Source organism: Streptomyces sp. (assembly GCF_031181705.1).
Classification (GTDB): Bacteria; Actinomycetota; Actinomycetes; order Streptomycetales; family Streptomycetaceae; genus Streptomyces.
In genome coordinates, this window is sequence record NZ_JAPSKN010000140.1 from 1 (window position 1) to 14,731 (window position 14,731).

The 14,731-nt window shown below is 71.7% G+C and carries 15 protein-coding genes and 1 tRNA gene; 9 read left to right on the forward strand and 7 right to left on the reverse strand.

Going from position 1 to position 14,731, the window contains the following annotated elements:
• Nucleotides 1-295: 295 nt before the first annotated feature.
• From RIN80_RS22260 to phoU, 3 genes are all read right to left on the reverse strand, one after another.
• A complete protein-coding gene (locus tag RIN80_RS22260; protein ID WP_309097405.1) occupies nt 296-547 on the reverse strand; it encodes an SCO4226 family nickel-binding protein in 252 nt (83 codons plus the stop codon).
• 156 nt (nt 548-703) lie between these two features.
• Entirely contained in the window at nt 704-859 is a 156-nt protein-coding gene (locus RIN80_RS22265; RefSeq protein ID WP_309097406.1) for a hypothetical protein, read from the reverse strand.
• Nucleotides 860-992: 133 nt separating this feature from the next.
• Nucleotides 993-1,694, reverse strand: a complete 702-nt coding sequence (phoU, locus tag RIN80_RS22270; RefSeq protein ID WP_309097407.1) for a phosphate signaling complex protein PhoU — start codon at nt 1,692-1,694, stop codon at nt 993-995.
• Nucleotides 1,695-1,940: 246 nt separating this feature from the next.
• Here phoU and RIN80_RS22275 point away from each other — a divergent pair, with 246 nt between their 5' ends.
• The gene (locus RIN80_RS22275; RefSeq protein WP_309097408.1) at nt 1,941-3,287 is read left to right on the forward strand and encodes an ATP-binding protein; all 1,347 of its coding nucleotides are present in this window, start codon (nt 1,941-1,943) and stop codon (nt 3,285-3,287) included.
• Nucleotides 3,284-3,964 carry a response regulator transcription factor gene (locus RIN80_RS22280; RefSeq protein ID WP_030243122.1) on the forward strand — a complete coding sequence of 227 codons (681 nt, stop codon included), beginning with the start codon at nt 3,284-3,286 and terminating at the stop codon, nt 3,962-3,964. The genes RIN80_RS22275 and RIN80_RS22280 overlap by 4 nt, the downstream gene beginning before the upstream one ends.
• Nucleotides 3,965-4,040: 76 nt before the next feature.
• On the opposite strand, the gene RIN80_RS22285 is transcribed toward RIN80_RS22280, so the two are convergent.
• Complete coding sequence (locus tag RIN80_RS22285) at nt 4,041-4,727, reverse strand: DUF461 domain-containing protein (protein ID WP_309097409.1); 687 nt, start codon at nt 4,725-4,727, stop codon at nt 4,041-4,043.
• A 600-nt stretch (nt 4,728-5,327) separates the two neighbouring features.
• Between RIN80_RS22285 and RIN80_RS22290 the strand changes: the two genes are divergently transcribed.
• The 6 genes from RIN80_RS22290 (at nt 5,328) to RIN80_RS22315 (ending at nt 11,663) form a co-directional block, all read left to right on the forward strand.
• Nucleotides 5,328-5,810 carry a CarD family transcriptional regulator gene (locus tag RIN80_RS22290; protein ID WP_003953493.1) on the forward strand — a complete coding sequence of 161 codons (483 nt, stop codon included), beginning with the start codon at nt 5,328-5,330 and terminating at the stop codon, nt 5,808-5,810.
• 285 nt (nt 5,811-6,095) lie between these two features.
• Nucleotides 6,096-6,860: a 2-C-methyl-D-erythritol 4-phosphate cytidylyltransferase gene (ispD, locus tag RIN80_RS22295; RefSeq protein WP_309097410.1), complete on the forward strand. Its 765-nt coding sequence runs from the start codon at nt 6,096-6,098 to the stop codon at nt 6,858-6,860.
• The gene (gene ispF / locus RIN80_RS22300; RefSeq protein ID WP_309097411.1) at nt 6,850-7,344 is read left to right on the forward strand and encodes a 2-C-methyl-D-erythritol 2,4-cyclodiphosphate synthase; all 495 of its coding nucleotides are present in this window, start codon (nt 6,850-6,852) and stop codon (nt 7,342-7,344) included. The genes ispD and ispF overlap by 11 nt, the downstream gene beginning before the upstream one ends.
• A 55-nt stretch (nt 7,345-7,399) precedes the next feature.
• The gene (cysS, locus tag RIN80_RS22305; protein ID WP_309097412.1) at nt 7,400-8,794 is read left to right on the forward strand and encodes a cysteine--tRNA ligase; all 1,395 of its coding nucleotides are present in this window, start codon (nt 7,400-7,402) and stop codon (nt 8,792-8,794) included.
• Between the two features lie 107 nt (nt 8,795-8,901).
• Nucleotides 8,902-9,843: a 23S rRNA (guanosine(2251)-2'-O)-methyltransferase RlmB gene (gene rlmB, locus RIN80_RS22310; protein WP_309097413.1), complete on the forward strand. Its 942-nt coding sequence runs from the start codon at nt 8,902-8,904 to the stop codon at nt 9,841-9,843.
• A gap of 128 nt (nt 9,844-9,971) precedes the next feature.
• Nucleotides 9,972-11,663 (forward strand): DoxX family membrane protein, encoded by a 1,692-nt coding sequence (locus tag RIN80_RS22315; RefSeq protein ID WP_309097414.1) that lies wholly within the window; start codon nt 9,972-9,974, stop codon nt 11,661-11,663.
• Nucleotides 11,664-11,760: 97 nt separating this feature from the next.
• Here RIN80_RS22315 and RIN80_RS22320 read toward each other — a convergent pair whose 3' ends face one another.
• The 3 genes from RIN80_RS22320 to RIN80_RS22330 form a co-directional block, all read right to left on the reverse strand.
• A complete protein-coding gene (locus RIN80_RS22320) occupies nt 11,761-12,492 on the reverse strand; it encodes a nucleotidyltransferase family protein (RefSeq protein WP_309097415.1) in 732 nt (243 codons plus the stop codon).
• A gap of 133 nt (nt 12,493-12,625) precedes the next feature.
• Nucleotides 12,626-13,081 carry a hypothetical protein gene (locus RIN80_RS22325; RefSeq protein ID WP_309097416.1) on the reverse strand — a complete coding sequence of 152 codons (456 nt, stop codon included), beginning with the start codon at nt 13,079-13,081 and terminating at the stop codon, nt 12,626-12,628.
• A 219-nt stretch (nt 13,082-13,300) separates the two neighbouring features.
• Nucleotides 13,301-14,389 carry a sn-glycerol-3-phosphate ABC transporter ATP-binding protein UgpC gene (locus RIN80_RS22330; protein WP_309097417.1) on the reverse strand — a complete coding sequence of 363 codons (1,089 nt, stop codon included), beginning with the start codon at nt 14,387-14,389 and terminating at the stop codon, nt 13,301-13,303.
• A 267-nt stretch (nt 14,390-14,656) separates the two neighbouring features.
• Here RIN80_RS22330 and RIN80_RS22335 point away from each other — a divergent pair.
• Nucleotides 14,657-14,730, forward strand: a tRNA-Thr gene (locus tag RIN80_RS22335).
• Nucleotide 14,731 lies beyond the last annotated feature (1 nt).

Below are 14,731 nucleotides of genomic sequence, written 5' to 3' on the forward strand. Positions count from 1 at the left end.
CTGCGCACCCGACGGCTGCGCCTGCGCACACGGCAGGCTGACGCGCGGCCGGCGCTGGCAGGTCACGGCCTGGCCATCGACGAAGCCCGATCGTGGGTTGGGTCCCGGACGACTTCTCAGGGCCGCCCCCGCACAGACCGGGGAGGCAACCATTCCCTACGGAGCTGGAACCCCCGGAAGCCAAGCCGGCCGCGCGGTGCAGAACCCAACGCCCACCGCTGACAACGACCCCGTCGCACCCCGTCGCACACCGTCACCGACCCCGCCCCGTCACCGGATCCGCGCGGACGATTCCTCACGACACCGTCAACGGCACCGGATGGACCTCGTCCGCCTTGTGCCCGGCCCGCTCGTGCACGCGCTGCACCGCTTCGGCCGACGGGGCCTCCGAGAGGCAGTAGACGAGGCCGGACTCCGGGTCCGCCCAGGCCTGCTCGAACGTGACCTGCTCCTCGTCCTGGATGGCGAGGTCCGCGTCGTGGGCCTCGCGCAGCTGCTCCTCCGTGATGCCCTTCATGCTGTGGTGGACATCCATGAACTTGGCCATGGCCCGTGCCTCCTTCCCGTACGGCACTCCACGCCCCGTAACTCACCCCCCGCACCTTCCATGCTCCGCCCGTTCGGCCCCGCGGGCGACCGCAACGCCGTGGGGCCCCGGCGCACCGCCGGGGCCCCACAGGTCGAACGGCACGGTGTGCCGGCGTCAGCCGCACTGGCAGGGGCTGCCCGACTGACACCCGCAGCCGCAGCCCGAGCCGCAGCCGCACGCGGCGATCAGGGGCAGGTTCCTGAGCTCGGCGGGCTGCTCGGTCTCGCGCTGCTGGGTGGGGTCGGGCGCGGTGCTGGGGGATTCGGCCATGGGTCCCTCCTCGAGGCTGGTGCCTGTGCCCATTGGACGCCCGGTCCGCTGGGCGCATCAACGGCGCACAGAGGCGCCCGCGCGCCCAGGCCGAACCCCGCCCGGCCGTTTCACGCCCTGGCGAAACCGGGGGTCAGGCCCCCTCCGCCCCCGGGACCGCCTGGATCTCCGGCTGCACATCCACCTGGAGCTCGTCCGCGTGCTCGCCCGTCACCAGGTACACCACGCGCTTGGCGACCGACACCGCGTGGTCGGCGAACCGCTCGTAGTAGCGGCCCAGCAGCGTGACGTCCACGGCCGTCTCGATGCCGTGCTTCCAGCGGTCGTCCATCAGGTGCTGGAACAGCGTGCGGTGCAGCATGTCCATCGCGTCGTCGTCCTGCTCCAGCTGCAGCGCGAGGTCGACGTCCTTGGTGATGATCACCTCTGCGGCCTTCGCCATCAGGCGCTGGGCGAGCTGGCCCATCTCCAGGATCGTGGCGTGCAGGTCGCTCGGGACCGCGCGGTTCGGGTAGCGCAGGCGCGCCAGCTTCGCCACGTGCTGGGCGAGGTCGCCCGAGCGCTCCAGGTCGGCCGACATGCGCAGCGACGTCACGACGATGCGCAGGTCCGTCGCCACCGGCTGCTGCCGCGCCAGCAGGGCTATCGCCCGGGCCTCCAGCTCGTGCTGGAGCTCGTCGACCTTCTGGTCGGCCTCGATCACGTTCTCGGCCAGCTTCAGGTCGGAGTCGAGCATGGCGGTCGTGGCGCGCCCGATCGCCGACCCGACCAGCCGGGCCATCTCCACCAGACCGTCGCCGATCGAGTCCAGTTCCTCGTGGTACGCGTCCCGCATCAGGGTTCCCTCTCGTGCGTTCAAGTCGGGGGTTCAAGGGCCGGGCCCCCACCGACAAACCGGCGGTACGACCGTCGTACGACCAACGGTCCGCACCCCACGCTCCCACGTTCCGGCCCGTACGCGTCCGTTTCCGGCATCCCAAATGAACCAGTACTGGCTCCAAGGTGAACTCTGGGCGACGAGTGTTCGAGGTCGCAGCCCGACGGCTGTGGAGCGCGCCCGACCCATGCCTAACCTGGGTGCATGGACGTGAACGCGGCGGTCGCCGCAGTGGCAGCGATCGCCGGGGTGCTCACCGGCGTCATCGCCATGCTGGCGTTCCGCTGGAGCGAGCGCGAGCAGAAGCGCCCGACCCGCAGCTCCCTGCACACGGACGCGGTGCTCCCGCCGGGCGTGGACACCGTCCTGTCGGTCCTGCGGTCCTCCGCCGTGGTCCTCGACGAGGCCGACGGCGTGGTCAAGGCCAGCTCGGCGGCGTACGCCCTCGGCCTGGTCCGCGGCGGCAAGCTCGCCGTCGAGCCGATGCTGCAGATGGCCCGGGACACCCGGCGGGACGGGGAGATACGCCAGGTCGAGCTCGACCTGCCACGGCGCGGCACCGGACGCGGGGAGGCCCTGGCCGTCTCCGCGCGGGTCGCGCCGCTCGGTTCCCGGCTGGTGCTGCTGCTCGTGGAGGACCTGACCGAGGCCCGCCGCATCGAGGCGGTCCGGCGCGACTTCGTCGCCAACGTGAGCCATGAGCTGAAGACGCCCGTCGGTGCCCTGTCACTGCTCTCCGAGGCCGTCATGGACGCCTCCGACGACCCCGAGGCGGTGCAGCGGTTCGCCGGGCGCATGCAGATCGAGGCGACCCGGCTGACCAGCCTGGTGCAGGAGCTCATCGACCTGTCGCGGGTGCAGAACGACGATCCGCTGGAGGACGCCGAGCCCGTCCGCGTCGACGAGCTCGTCGCCGAGGCCATCGACCGCTGCCGGCACCAGGCCGGCACCAAGCAGATCACCATGGCCTCGAATGTATGGTCGCCCGAAGGCCCCGAGCAGGGTGGCGGCGGGCGACGGGCGGGCGGTACCGCCGACCTGCGCGTGTGGGGCAACCGCGGCCAGCTGGCCGCCGCGCTCGGCAACCTCGTCGAGAACGCGGTCAACTACTCGCCCGCCCGCACCCGCGTCGGCATAGCGGCCCGCAGGGTGAACGCGCCGGGCGGGGATCACATCGAGATCGCCGTCACCGACCAGGGCATCGGCATCTCCGACAAGGACAAGGAGCGTATCTTCGAGCGCTTCTACCGCGTCGACCCGGCCCGCTCCCGTGCCACGGGTGGCACCGGACTCGGACTGGCCATCGTGAAGCACGTGGCCGCCTCGCACGGCGGAGAGGTCACCGTGTGGAGCGCCGAAGGCCAGGGTTCCACCTTCACGCTGCGGCTGCCGGAGGCCCCTGCGGCCCGCGACCGCGCACATCAGCAGTCCGCCCGGGACGAACGCGCCGCAGGCGCGGGCCTCGATGACGAGGCCGGGCGGCAGACCCCCACATCCCCCGATTCCACCACCGCGTACGAAACGCATCCCGCCCCGGAGGTCCTTCCGTGACCCGTGTGCTCGTCGTCGAGGACGAGGAGTCCTTCTCCGACGCCCTGTCGTACATGCTCCGCAAGGAGGGCTTCGAGGTCGCCGTCGCGACCACGGGGCCCGACGGACTCGACGAGTTCGAGCGCAACGGCGCCGACCTCGTCCTGCTCGACCTGATGCTGCCCGGCCTGCCGGGCACGGAGGTCTGCCGCCAGCTGCGCGGCCGCTCCAACGTTCCCGTGATCATGGTCACCGCCAAGGACAGCGAGATCGACAAGGTGGTCGGGCTGGAGATAGGAGCCGACGACTACGTCACCAAGCCGTTCTCCTCGCGCGAGCTGGTCGCCCGCATCCGGGCCGTGCTGCGCCGCAGGGGCGAGCCGGAGGAGGTGACCCCGGCCGCGCTGGAGGCCGGCCCGGTCCGTATGGACGTCGACCGGCACGTGGTCACGGTCGGCGGCACCAAGATCGACCTGCCGCTGAAGGAGTTCGACCTGCTGGAGATGCTGCTGCGCAACGCCGGCCGCGTGCTGACCCGCATGCAGCTCATCGACCGGGTCTGGGGCGCCGACTACGTCGGTGACACCAAGACCCTCGACGTCCACGTCAAGCGCCTGCGCGCCAAGATCGAGCCGGACCCGGGCGCCCCGCGCTACCTGGTGACGGTCCGCGGCCTCGGCTACAAGTTCGAGCCGTAGACCGGCCCGGACGCCGACGGCAGGAAGGGCGGGACCTCTCCTCGGAGAGGTCCCGCCCTTCACGTGCTGCGCCCGGTCAGTGCCCGGCGCCGGCCGTCGCGCTCGCGGAGGCCGCGTCGGTCGGCGTGGCCGGCGACTCCTCGCCGCCCGGCGTCTCGCCGGCGGCGGGGCTCCCGGTGCCGGCCGGCGAGCCCGAGGGGCTGCCCGACGGCGAGCCGGAGGGGGAGGCCGACGCGCCCGGCGCGGCCGGGACCTCCGTCGGGCCCCACTCCTCGAAGTAGTGCTCGGCCGGAACCACGAACGCGCGCAGGCTCACGTCACCCGTCTTGCTGAAGGTGAAGGTGACCTTCTGGGCGTTGCCGTCCCGCACGGCCTCGCGGCTGCTCGGCAGCATCGCCGTGGCGTTGTCCTTGCCGCCCAGGATCAGCGAGCCGCCGGCCGGGATGGTCAGGCTGCCGCCCTTGGCCGGCTTGAGCTCGGCGGTCTTGCCGGTGCCGGGCAGGGTGATGGACTCCAGCGTCTGGTCGGTGCGGCCTTCGTTGAAGAAGGTGGCGGAGATCGCGGCCGGGCCGGTCGACTCGAGGTCGGGCTGCGTGATCACGATCGCGTTCTGGATCTTGATGTCCCCCACGCTCGTGGCCGCGTTGTCCGGCTTGATCTCCAGCGTCTGGGCGTTGTGGCCGGCTCCGCACGCGGCGAGCGAGGCGACCGAGAACGCGATGGCGGCAGCGGCGAGGGCGCCGCGTCGAAGGCTGCTGCTCACGGCGGCGGCAACTCCTTGACTCGAACGGAGCGGCCGATAAAGCCGCCCTAAGTGTCTGTCAGCGGGCCTTAGGTTACCGAGCCGTTCCCGCGCGGCCGCACCCGACCCCCCGGCGCCTGCGATCCCACCTGCGTCTCCGCGGGCTCCGGCGACACAAGTGACTCGTGCGTCACATTGCCGGGTGCGCGTCCTGCATTCACATAAGAGCCCCGGGCGGCAGCGCAAAACTTCCGTGAAGGAATGTGCGCACCGCCCGGAAAATCGATCGCCCGCGGCCGGCCCGGGGGGCGCGTGATCAATTCGGGATTCGACCGGAAGCCGGCTCGGGCCGCCGAACGGAGTAGCGGAAGTCGATCACATGGAACCGGACATACCGGGATGTTCGGCCATCCGGAGGGGGCTGCGGATGCGTGTAGCGTACGCGTTTCGCTCGGCCCGGAGAGCCGCTCCCACCTGCGAATACCTTCTTCCACTCCCTGTCCGAAGCACGTTCCGGTCGGAGTTGTCAAGCCCCGAGATATGCCCTGACCTGCGAAAACGCCATTCAGAACCGCCGGTTTCCGTGTTACTCTGGATAGCCACGGAAGGGGTACCTGTCACATGACGTTCAAGGTTGGCGACACCGTGGTCTATCCCCATCACGGGGCCGCGCTGATCGAGGCTATCGAAACTCGCCAGATCAAAGGCGTGGACAAGACCTACTTGGTGCTGAAGGTCGCCCAGGGTGACCTGACGGTACGTGTGCCAGCGGACAATGCGGAGTTCGTCGGCGTGCGTGATGTGGTCGGTCAGGACGGACTGGACCGGGTCTTCGAGGTGCTGCGTGCGCCGTACGCCGAGGAGCCCACGAACTGGTCCCGTCGGTACAAGGCAAACCTGGAGAAGCTCGCCTCCGGCGATGTCATCAAGGTCGCGGAAGTCGTGCGTGACCTGTGGCGTCGTGAGCGCGAGCGCGGACTCTCCGCCGGTGAGAAGCGCATGCTCGCCAAGGCCCGCCAGATTCTGGTGAGCGAGCTCGCGCTCGCGGAGAACACGAACGAGGACAAGGCCGAGGCCCTGCTCGACGAGGTTCTCGCCTCCTGAGGTGAAGCCGGTCGCTCAGCACTCTGCTGATCAACTCTGCACATCGAAATGCCGCGGTGCCCGATGACGAATTCCCTGTCGCCGGGCGCTGCGGCATGTTCGTACTCCGACGCCGATGCGCCGTCCCCGCGGGATGTGTTATCACTCACGCCCCGGTGTGGCGTGCCGGGCCCGGGCAGCCGGCTCGACCAGCGTCACGGAAAGGGTCCGGTCGAGCGCGTCGCGCCCGGCACTCCTCCAGGCCATACCCACGCCAGGCCAGCACACAAACCTTGACAGGAACCGATGTCTGACGATTCGCGTCCCTCGCCGTCCGCCGCCCCCGCGACGGCCCGTACGGCGGTCGTGATCCCGGCCGCCGGCCGTGGGGTACGGCTCGGCCCGGGCGCCCCCAAGGCGCTCCGCGCGCTGGGCGGCACACCCATGCTCATCCACGCCGTCCGCGCGATGGCCGCCTCCCGAGCCGTCTCCCTGGTCGTGGTCGTGGCCCCGCCCGACGGCGCCGCCGAGGTCAGGTCGCTGCTCGACGCGCACGCGCTGCCCGAGCGGACCGACTTCCTCGTCGTCCCCGGCGGGCAGAGCCGCCAGGAGTCCGTGAAGCTCGGCCTGGACGCGCTGCCGCCGGGTCACGACATCGTGCTGGTGCACGACGCGGCCCGGCCGCTGGTCCCGGTGGACACGGTCGACGCCGTGATCGAGGCAGTGCGTGACGGCGCCCCGGCCGTGGTCCCCGCGCTGCCGCTCGCCGACACGGTCAAGCAGGTCGAGCCCGCCGGGACGCCCGGCGAGCCGGAGCCGGTCGTCGCCACGCCGGAGCGGGCGCGGCTGCGGGCCGTGCAGACACCGCAGGGCTTCGACCGGGCCACCCTGGTCCGGGCGCACGAGACGGTCACCGGCGACGTCACCGACGACGCCGGCATGGTCGAGCGGCTCGGCCTCACGGTCGTGGCCGTCCCCGGCCACGAGGAGGCCTTCAAGGTCACCCGTCCCCTGGACCTGGTCCTCGCCGAGGCGGTCCTGGCCCGCAGGAGGCTCAACGATGGCTTCTGACGGCTTCCCGCTGCCCCAGGTCGGCATCGGCACCGACATCCACGCCTTCGAGGAAGGCCGCGAGCTGTGGTGCGCCGGCCTGAAGTGGGAGGACGAGGGACCGGGCCTGGCGGGCCACTCCGACGCGGACGTCGTCGCCCACGCCGCGTGCAACGCCCTCTTCTCCGCGGCCGGCCTCGGCGACCTCGGGCAGCACTTCGGCACGGGCCGCCCCGAGTGGTCGGGCGCGTCCGGGGTCACGCTGCTCACCGAGGCGGCCCGGATCGTCCGCGAGGCGGGCTTCCGCATCGGCAACATCGCCGTACAGGTGGTGGGGCCCCGGCCGAAGATCGGCAAGCGCCGGGACGAGGCGCAGAAGCTCCTGTCGGAGGCGGCCGGAGCCCCGGTGTCGGTGTCGGGCGCGACCACGGACGGCCTGGGCTTCCCGGGGCGCGAGGAGGGCCTGATGGCGGTGGCGACGGCCCTGGTGGTGCGCGCGGGCTGAGGCTGGCGGGCCGATCGGGGCCGCGCACTCCCCACGGCCCACTACCCTAGGAACCGTGACCATTCGCCTGTACGACACCAGCGCCCGGCAGATCCGTGACTTCTCCCCGCTCAAGCCGGGTTGTGTCTCGATCTACCTGTGTGGCGCCACCGTGCAGGCCGCACCGCACATCGGGCACATCCGCTCGGGCCTGAACTTCGACATCATGCGCCGCTGGTTCGAGTACCGCGGCTACGACGTCACGTTCGTGCGGAACGTCACGGACATCGACGACAAGATCATCGCCAAGTCCGCCGACCAGGACCGCCCCTGGTGGGCCATCGGCTACGAGAACGAGCGGGCGTTCAACGACGGCTACCGCGCCCTCGGCTGCCTGCCCCCGACCTACGAGCCGCGCGCCACCGGGCACATCACCGAGATGGTCGAGATGATGCGCGGCCTGATCGAGCGCGGGCACGCCTACGTCGCCGACGGCAGCGTCTACTTCGACGTCCGCTCCTTCCCGGAGTACCTGGCCCTGTCCAACCAGGACATCGACGACCTGCGCCAGCCCGACGAGGGCGTCTCCGGCAAGCGCGACCCGCGCGACTTCGCCATGTGGAAGGCCACCAAGCCCGGCGAGCCCGACTGGGAGACGCCCTGGGGCCGTGGCCGCCCCGGCTGGCACCTGGAGTGCTCGGCGATGGCCCACAAGTACCTGGGCTCCGCCTTCGACATCCACGGCGGCGGCCTGGACCTGGTCTTCCCGCACCACGAGAACGAGATCGCGCAGGCCAGGGCCTACGGCGACGACTTCGCCCAGTACTGGGTGCACAACGCCTGGGTCACCATGAGCGGCGAGAAGATGTCCAAGTCGCTCGGCAACTCGGTCCTGGTCAGCGAGATGGTCAAGCGCTGGCGCCCCATCGTGCTGCGCTACTACCTCGGCACCCCGCATTACCGCTCGATGATCGAGTACAGCGAGGAGGCCCTGCGCGAGGCCGAGTCGGCGTTCGCGCGGATCGAGGGCTTCGTGCAGCGCGTGGTCGAGAAGGCCGGTGCCGTCGAGCCCGCCGCCGAGGTGCCCCTGGCCTTCGCCGAGGCCATGGACGACGACTTGGGCGTGCCGCAGGCGCTGGCCGTGGTGCACACCACGGTCCGCCAGGGCAACAGCGCCCTGGCCGCCGACGACAAGGAAGCCGCCGTCGCCCGGCTCGCCGAGGTCCGCGCGATGCTCGGCGTGCTCGGCCTCGACCCGCTGGACCCGCAGTGGGCCGGGGAGGGCGACCGCGGCGAAGACCTGCACGGCGTGGTCGACACGCTCGTGCGCATGGTCCTCGACCAGCGCGAGGCCGCCCGGGCCCGCAAGGACTGGCCGACCGCGGACGCCATCCGCGACCAGCTGGGCCAGTCCGGCCTGGTCATCGAGGACAGCCCGCAGGGCCCGCGCTGGAGCCTCGGCCCGCGCTAGTCCGGGCGCGGCCGGAAGATCGATTGTGCCGCCCGGGCCCGAGGGCGGCACACTTCATAGACGTACGCACTTCACCGCCTCACGGCGACAGCAGAGACAGGTAGGTCATGGCAGCCAACAACCGCCGCATGTCCGGCAAGAAGGGCGCGCAGGTCGGCAGTGGCGGCCAGCGGCGCAGGGGCTTGGAGGGCAAGGGCCCCACCCCGCCCGCCGAGATGCGCAAGGGACACAAGAAGAACCGGCTCGCGAACGCCAAGGCGCGCCAGACCTCGCGCCGCCCCGCCGCCCGCGGCCGCGGCGGCAAGTCGGCCTCCGAGCTGGTCGTCGGCCGCAACCCGGTCTATGAGGCGCTGCGCGAGGGCGTGCCCGCCACCACGCTGTACGTCCAGCAGTTCATCGACAACGACGAGCGCGTGCGCGAGGCCCTGCAGCTCGCCGCCGAGCGCGGCGGCATCAACCTCATGGAGGCGCCGCGCCCCGAGCTCGACCGGATGACGAACGGGCTGAACCACCAGGGCCTGGTCCTCCAGGTCCCGCCGTACGAGTACGCCCACCCCGAGGACCTGCTCGACGCGGCCGCCGACGAGGGCGCGGACCCGCTGATCGTCGCGCTCGACGGGGTGACCGACCCGCGCAACCTGGGCGCGGTCGTCCGGTCCGTCTCCGCGTTCGGCGGGCACGGCGTCGTCGTACCCGAGCGGCGGGCCGCCGGCATGACCGCCGGTGCCTGGAAGACGTCCGCCGGTACGGCCGCCCGGACGCCCGTCGCCCGCGCCACCAACCTGACGCGCGCGCTGGAGGCGTACAAGAAGGCCGGTGTCGTGGTCGTCGGCCTGGCCGCCGACGGTGAGGTCGAACTGACGGAGCTGGAGGCCCTGGAGGGCCCCGTCGCGATCGTCGTCGGCAGCGAGGGCAAGGGCCTGTCCCGGCTGGTCGGGGAGACCTGCGACGTCCGGGTGCGGATCCCGATGCCGGGCGGTGCCGAGTCGCTCAACGCCGGTGTGGCGGCGGGCATCGTGCTCTACGAGGCAGCCCGTCGACGCGCCTGAACAGGCGTCCGGCACTTCACCCGTGCGGGGGAATTCCGGGGTCATCGGGGCGACGAGGACAAGCTTGACGGGGTCCGGACAGATAGGCCGGGTCAAAGCAGTGTCCTAACCCGACGTCACTCGGTTAGATGAGTGTGGACACCAGAACACCCCGCACACCCACGGGGGACCGCTCGTCGGGACTCGACGACGCTCCCGCGCTGAGCATGGTGAAGGTGCCGAGCGACCCGGCGCAGGTCATCGTCAACCACGCGAGTTTCCGCGTGCAGTTGGGCGTATCGACGCGTCGCGTCCAGTCCCCCCGGGTCGCACGGCATCTGAACGCCACCGAGGACACCGCCCGCATCCCCCTCGTCACCGCCGGGGGCGCGGCGGACGGGGCCACCACCCGGCGCCGGCCGGTCGTCTGGAGCGGCAGATCCGCACCCGACGACACCGGCGCCCACCGGCTCCTGCAGGCCGTGCGGCACGAGAGCGTGCGGCACGTCGAGGAGCTCCCCTCCGACACCGGAGCCACCCAGGTCATCTCCCGCGTGGACGCCGGCCACGAGGGCGCGGGCTACACCACCGGGTACGAGGGCGGCGGCTACGAGGACGACCTCGTCCAGACGGTCGAGACCCCCGTCGTCGGCCCCCAGCGCTCCCATGACCCGGCCGACGGCACCCGGCTGCTGCCCTCCCTGCGCACGGTCGGCAGCGCCTACGACGAACCGGCCTACGCGGAAGGCGAGTTCGAGGACCTCCCCGGCGAGGAGGAGGAGTCCGAACGGCGCGCCAGGCGCCACGGCGACGACCCCGCGCGGCACGCCTACTACCCGGGCCGCCGCATGAACCTCGGCGTCGTCCTGCTCCCGCTGCGCGTCTTCCTCGGCTTCATCTCCATCTACGCCGGCATGGGCAAGCTGTGCGACCCCGTCTACTTCGACGGCGGCGAGCGCGGCTCCATGGTGAAGTGGCTGAACACCCTGCACCCCTGGGAAGTCGCCGAGCCGCTGCGCCAGTTCGCCCTCGAACACCCGGTGGGCTCCGGACTGGTCATCGCCTTCGCTCAGGTCATCGTCGGCGTCCTGACGGTCCTCGGCTGCTGGCAGCGCGTCGCCGCGGCCTTCGGCGCCCTGCTCTCCGCCGCGCTGCTGGTCACCGTCAGCTGGAAGAGCGTCCCGGCCTACCAGACGCCCGACATCATCTACCTCGCCGCCTGGTCGCCGCTGATCATCGCCGGCGCCCCCGTCTACTCCGTCGACGGCCGCCTGGCCGGCAGCGCCTGGCGGCGCCTCGGCCCCCGCGCCGACATCTGGGACCTGCGCCGGTACGTGCTGCGCCGGGGCGCCCTGGTCACCGCCGTCGCCACCGGCCTCACCCTGCTCGTCGGCTCGCTGCTCGGCGGTGCCGTCCGCGACGCCGACCGGGTCGTCGTCCCGGGCCCCGGCGAGGCCCCGCGCAACGAGCTGCCCGGCTCCCCGCTCCCCGAAGAGCCCGGCAAGCGGCAGGAGAGGCGGACCCCGTCGGCCTCCTCCTCGCCCACGCAGGGCGCGACGGCAGGTTCGGCCAGCCCCAGCGCGGGCACCACGACCCGGCCGGACCCCACCCGCGACACCGGCACGGTCACCGGCGGCTCCCCGAGCCAGACGCAGGGCACCGGGGGCCAGGCCCCGCCCCAGCAGTCCTCCCCGGTCGACCAGGCGCCGACGACGACCTCGGGCCCCACGTCCGGCGGCAGCGCCACGGGCGGCTCGGGCTCGACCGGCGGCGCCGGCACGGGCGGCGACGGCTCCTCGTCCACGGGCCGCCCGGGCCTGGTGGGCGGTCTGCTGGGTTAGCCGGCCGACACCGACGAGAGACGGCGAGGGGCCCCGCACCACGTGGTGCGGGGCCCCTCGCCGTTGCCCGGGTGTCAGGAGGCGGTGGACGGCGTCCTCAGCGGGCCAGGGCCGCCAGTTCCTTGGCCGCCTCCGTCAGGTCCTTCGCGGTGTCGATGGCCCGCCAGTAGGACCCCTGCGGGATGGTGAACCCGGCCAGGCGCCGCTCACGGGCCAGATGCGGGAACGTCGTCCGCTCGTGGTCCCCGCGCTGCGGCAGCAGCCCGGCGAACTCGGGGGAGAAGACGTAGACACCCGCGTTGATCTCGAACGTGGAGGGCGGGGCCTCGATGAAGTCGGTGATGTGGCCGAAGCCGTCGGTCTTGACCGCGCCCCACGGCAGCCGGGGCCGGGCCAGCGCCACCGTGGCGGTCGCGTCGCGCTCGGCGTGGAAGTCCGCCATGTCCCGCAGCGAGAACCGCGTCCAGATGTCCCCGTTGGTGGCGTACCAGGGCCGGTCGGGGTGGGGGAGACGCGCCGCGGCGTACTTGAGGCCGCCGCCGCGGCCGAGGGGCTCGGGCTCGACGACGGTGGTGACGGAGAGGGGCAGATCGGCCGTCTCCAGCCACTTCTGCAGCACGTCGGCGAGGTGGCCACAGGAGACCACGACGTCCGTCACGCCCTCCTCGGCGAGCCAGGACAGCTGATGGCCGATGATCGGAGTCCCCGTCCCGGGGATCTCGACCATCGGCTTGGGCCGGTCGTCGGTGTACGGACGCAGCCGGGAGCCCTGGCCGCCGGCCAGAACGACGGCTTGAACGGGGCGGGACGCGGCGTTCGGATCGCTCATGAGACCGAACTGTACGTGGCGTCCCGCCCGGTTCGACGGGGGAAGCCGGTTCCCTCGTCGGCTGTCACCGGCTTCCCGGCCGGTGCCGGTCCGCCGTCGTGTTCACCCGGCGGTCTGCGCCGGGGCGGCGCGCTCAGCTGTGTGCCGCGGCGACGCCTGTGGCGAAGGACGTGTCGCAGACCGGGCGGGCGTAGGACTGGGCGCGGGTCGGGCCGTAGACCCGGACGGCCGCCTGGCCGAGGGCGCGGGCGATGGAGGCGCAGTGCTTGGCGAGCGACGGGCGGCCGTTGACGGCCTGCTGGAGGTGGGTGAGGGCGACGCCCGGGTTCTCCTGCTGCAGCTCGGTCAGCAGTCTGTCGCGCAGGACGTCCTGGGGGGCGCGCTTGGCGGCGCGCGAGGCGCCGGCGGAGGTGGCGGTGTCCGCTGCGGTGAGCACCGGGTCGGTGGAGTAGCCCGACCAGTTGACTCGGGTGACCGCGAGGGTCCCGGAGAGCACCAGGACGACGGGCAGGACGAAAGCGAGGGTGCGGCCGATCCGGCGGGCGGGGCCCCGGCCGCGTCGCGTCTGAGGGTTGTTGGAGTGCTTCACGCGTGTGAGGGTAGCGCCCGGTAATGGTTTGTAGACATTTAGTCACCGGTTCGGGGGATGAGGAAGTGCCCCTTTCCGGGTACGGGGTTGACGCACAACGCTCGAAACGTCCGGTCTGCCGGGGTATTTGTCGACAACGAGAAGGGCCCCGCAGCAGCTCGCGGGGCCCTCTTCGCCAAAACCGGGTGATTCACCCGGAGTGATGGGTTCGCCGGTTGATCAGTCGGAGAGGCGCTCGCCGCTCGACGTGGAGAACACGTGGGTCTCGCCGGAGCGCGGGACGACGCGCAGCTGGCTGCCCTTCTCCGGCACGTCACGGCCGTTGACGCGGACGACGAGGTCCTTGGCTTCGGCGCCCAGCTTGGCGGTGCCGTAGACGTAGGCGTCGGCGCCGAGCTCCTCGACGACGTTGACGGTGACCGCGAGGCCCTGGTCGGACTCGGGGCCTGCCACGTCGAAGTGCTCGGGGCGGACGCCGACCGTGACGGTCTTGTCGCTGGTGGCGGTGAGCGCGTCACGCTGCACCGGCACGACCGAGTCGCCGAACTTCACGCCGCCGTCGGTGACCGGCACCTCGACCAGGTTCATGGCCGGGGAGCCGATGAAGCCGGCCACGAAGAGGTTGGCGGGCCTGTCGTACATGTTGCGCGGGGTGTCGATCTGCTGGAGCAGACCGTCCTTGAGGACCGCCACGCGGTCGCCCATCGTCATGGCCTCGACCTGGTCGTGGGTGACGTAGACGGTGGTGATGCCGAGGCGGCGCTGGAGGGACGCGATCTGCGTACGCGTGGACACACGGAGCTTGGCGTCCAGGTTGGACAGCGGCTCGTCCATGAGGAACACCTGCGGCTCACGCACGATGGCGCGGCCCATGGCGACACGCTGGCGCTGACCGCCGGAGAGGGCCTTCGGCTTGCGGTCCAGGTACTCGGAGAGGTCGAGGATCTTCGCGGCCTCCTCGACCTTCTGCCGGATCTCCGCCTTGTTGACGCCGGCGATCTTGAGCGCGAAGCCCATGTTGTCGGCGACCGTCATGTGCGGGTAGAGCGCGTAGTTCTGGAACACCATGGCGATGTCCCGGTCCTTCGGCGGCAGGTGGGTGACGTCGCGGTCGCCGATGCGGATGGCGCCGGCGTTGACGTCCTCGAGCCCCGCGAGCATGCGGAGCGAGGTGGACTTGCCGCAACCGGACGGGCCGACGAGGACGAGGAACTCGCCGTCCTCGATGTCGATGTCGAGAGCGTCGACGGCGGGCTTGGTGGAGCCCGGGTAGATCCGGGTCGCCTTGTCGAACTGCACAGTGGCCATGGTGGATGAACCCCTTCTACCGGCAGGAACGTGCCGGACGATCCGAGTAGGAAGGCGGTGCCACGACGGTGTTCCGTTGTGGTGTGGTCCACGCGTGTGAACTGGCTCAGGACGGTACCTGGCGTTCACACGTCTGTCAGCAGTTCCGGGCATGTGAACTTCGCGGAAATTTTCGAGACGGGACCGGGGTGGCCCGAACTCCGTGGCTCCGGATAACGGCCTCTGTGTACAGTGGTGCCGCCTCGCGCGCGGCGTCGTGGCGCGCGTGCCTCCTTAGCTCAGCTGGCCAGAGCAACGCACTTGTAATGCGTAGGTCGTCGGTTCGAATCCGACAGGGGGCTC